Origin of the sequence: Saccharomonospora halophila 8, from assembly GCF_000383775.1 — a bacterium.
Classification (GTDB): domain Bacteria; phylum Actinomycetota; class Actinomycetes; order Mycobacteriales; family Pseudonocardiaceae; genus Saccharomonospora; species Saccharomonospora halophila.
This window is the reverse complement of sequence record NZ_KB912545.1, coordinates 1-3,389: the sequence shown is the minus strand read 5'-3', so window position 1 is coordinate 3,389 and position 3,389 is coordinate 1. Positions and strand designations below refer to the sequence as shown.

1 protein-coding gene is annotated in these 3,389 nt (G+C 70.3%); it reads left to right on the top strand.

What is annotated here, in order from left to right; genetic code table 11:
- Positions 1–478 precede the first annotated feature (478 nt).
- Positions 479–3,286 (top strand): aconitate hydratase, encoded by a 2,808-nt coding sequence (locus SACHA_RS0110710; protein WP_019809570.1) that lies wholly within the window; start codon positions 479–481, stop codon positions 3,284–3,286.
- The last annotated feature ends 103 nt before the right edge of the window (positions 3,287–3,389 follow it).

The window sequence follows — 3,389 nt, the reverse complement described above, 5'->3', positions numbered from 1 at the left end:
TGACGCCGCCCCCGCCGAGGAGCAGGACGGCGACCACCGCCGTCACCACGACCCGGCGGCGGCGTCCGCTCCCGCGGCGCGGCGCACCGTCGGCACTGGTCAGCACCGGTGTCACCTCCTTTGCGTCCCGGTAGTCGGACTGTGCCACCGGCACCACACGCGCACCGTCCGCACCACGCGGAACACCGGTTTCGGAACGCGGTTTTCGCCGGACAGGGGGACACGCGCCACACGGACGAGGGAGCGCGGAGGTCCGGGCACCCCTCCCGGGGGTGGGCGGGTGTGATCGCCGCCTCCGGTCGCCGACGGCCCGGCTACCACACCGCGATGCCGGGTTGTCGGCTATCCTGACCTTGACCGGAAAAAGTACGAGCGTACGGTTTAGGCAGGACGGTCCGAGACGCATCAGTGCGGTCGCTACGCAGGTGCGCAAGACTCGACCTGCTGCTACCCGAACAACCGCCGCCATGGAGACAACGTGACTGCACCCGCCAGTAAGAACAGCTTCGGCGCCAGGGACACGCTCCAGGTCGGCAACACCTCCTACGAGGTGTTCCGCCTGGACACGGTGGAGGGGTCCCAGCGCCTTCCGTACAGCCTCAAGATCCTGCTCGAGAACCTGCTGCGCACGGAGGACGGCGCGAACATCACCGCCGAGCACATCCGCGCGCTCGGCGGCTGGGACCCGAAGGCCGAGCCGGCCACCGAGATCCAGTTCACCCCGGCCCGCGTGGTGATGCAGGACTTCACCGGTGTGCCCTGTGTCGTCGACCTCGCGACGATGCGGGAGGCCGTGACCGACCTCGGCGGCAGCCCGGACCAGGTCAACCCGCTCGCGCCCGCCGAGATGGTCATCGACCACTCGGTGGTCATCGACGTGTTCGGCCGCGCCGACGCCTTCGAGCGCAACGTCGAGATCGAGTACGAGCGCAACCGGGAGCGCTACCAGTTCCTGCGCTGGGGGCAGAACTCGTTCGAGGAGTTCAAGGTCGTCCCGCCCGGCACCGGCATCGTGCACCAGGTCAACATCGAGCACCTCGCCCGCTCGATCATGGCCCGCAACGGCCAGGCCTACCCGGACACGTGCGTGGGCACCGACTCGCACACGACCATGGTCAACGGCCTCGGCGTCCTCGGCTGGGGCGTGGGCGGCATCGAGGCCGAGGCCGCGATGCTCGGCCAGCCCGTGTCGATGCTGATCCCCAAGGTGGTCGGGTTCAAGCTCACCGGGGAGATCCCGCCCGGCGCGACCGCCACCGACGTGGTCCTCACCATCACCGAGATGCTGCGGCAGCACGGTGTGGTCGGCAAGTTCGTCGAGTTCTACGGCGAGGGCGTGGCCTCGGTCCCGCTGGCCAACCGCGCCACCATCGGCAACATGAGCCCCGAGTTCGGCTCCACCGCCGCGATCTTCCCGATCGACGACGAGACGCTGCGCTACCTCAAGCTCACCGGCCGCGCGGACGACCAGCTCGCGCTGGTGGAGGCCTACGCCAAGGAACAGGGCCTGTGGCACGACCCGGCCCGGGAGCCGGAGTACTCCGAGTACCTGGAGCTGGACCTGTCCACCGTGGTGCCGTCCATCGCCGGTCCGAAGCGTCCGCAGGACCGCATCGCGCTCAGCGGGGCCAAGCCGTCGTTCCGCAGCTCGGTGCGCGAGTACGTCACCGACCACGAGCCCGTCCCGCACACCAAGATGGACGAGGCCTCCGAGGAGTCCTTCCCGGCCAGCGACTCGCCCGCCCTGGAGTTCGCCGACGACGGCCCGGCGGCCGTGCACTCGGCCGCCCTCGGCGCCGACGGCAGGCCCAGCAAGCCGGTCACGGTGTCCTCGCCGGACCGCGGCGAGTTCGTGCTCGACCACGGCGCCGTGGTGATCGCCTCGATCACCTCGTGCACCAATACCTCGAACCCGTCGGTGATGCTGGGTGCGGCGCTGCTGGCCCGCAACGCGGTCGAGAAGGGCCTGACGGTCAAGCCGTGGGTCAAGACGTCCATGGCGCCCGGCTCGCAGGTGGTCACCGACTACTACGAGAAGGCCGGGCTGTGGCCGTACCTGGAGAAGCTGGGCTACCACCTGGTCGGCTACGGCTGCACCACCTGCATCGGCAACTCCGGCCCGCTGCCCGAGGAGATCTCGGCCGCGGTCTCGGAGAACGACCTCGCGGCCGTGTCGGTGCTGTCCGGCAACCGCAACTTCGAGGGCCGGATCAACCCCGACGTCAAGATGAACTACCTGGCCTCGCCGCCGCTGGTGATCGCCTACGCGCTGGCGGGCACGATGGACTTCGACTTCGAGAACCAGCCGCTCGGCACCGACACCGACGGCGGCAACGTCTTCCTGCGCGACATCTGGCCGTCGCCGCAGGAGATTCAGCGGACCATCGAGTCGGCCATCACCCAGGAGATGTTCACCTCGGACTACTCCGACGTCTTCGACGGCGGCGAGCGGTGGAAGTCGCTGCCCACCCCGGAGGGCGAGACCTTCGCGTGGGACCCGCAGTCCACCTACGTGCGCAGGCCCCCGTACTTCGAGGGCATGGGCGCCGAGCCGGACCCGGTCACCGACATCTCCGGCGCCCGGGTGCTGGCCAAGCTGGGCGACTCGGTCACCACCGACCACATCTCCCCGGCCGGCGCGATCAAGGCCGACTCCCCCGCGGGCCGTTACCTCATGGACAACGGCGTCGAGCGCAAGGACTTCAACTCCTACGGCTCCCGCCGGGGCAACCACGAGGTGATGGTGCGCGGCACGTTCGCCAACATCCGGCTGCGCAACCTGCTGCTGGACGACGTGCAGGGCGGCTACACCCGCGACTTCACCCAGCCCGGCGGCCCGCAGGCGTTCATCTACGACGCCGCGCAGAACTACGCCGCGCAGGGCACGCCGCTGGTGGTGCTGGGCGGTACGGAGTACGGCTCCGGCTCGTCGCGGGACTGGGCCGCCAAGGGCACCCGGCTGCTCGGGGTGCGCGCCGTGATCGCCGAGTCGTTCGAGCGCATCCACCGTTCGAACCTCATCGGCATGGGGGTGGCCCCGCTGCAGTTCCCGGACGGGTCGTCGGCGGACTCGCTCGGCCTGGACGGCACGGAGACCTACGACATCGCCGGGCTCACCGCGCTGAACAGCGGGGAGACGCCCGGGACGGTGCGGGTCACCGCCACGAAGGACGACGGCTCGACCGTCACCTTCGACGCCGTCGTCCGCATCGACACCCCGGGTGAGGCCGACTACTACCGCAACGGCGGCATCCTGCAGTACGTGCTGCGCAAGATGACCGCCTGAGTTCCCGGAGGCCGGACCACCCTCCGGCCCGACCGGCACGGAAACGGCCCGCCGCGCGCGACCCCGGCCCGCGGCGGGCCGTTTCCACGGGTGCGGGCGAGGC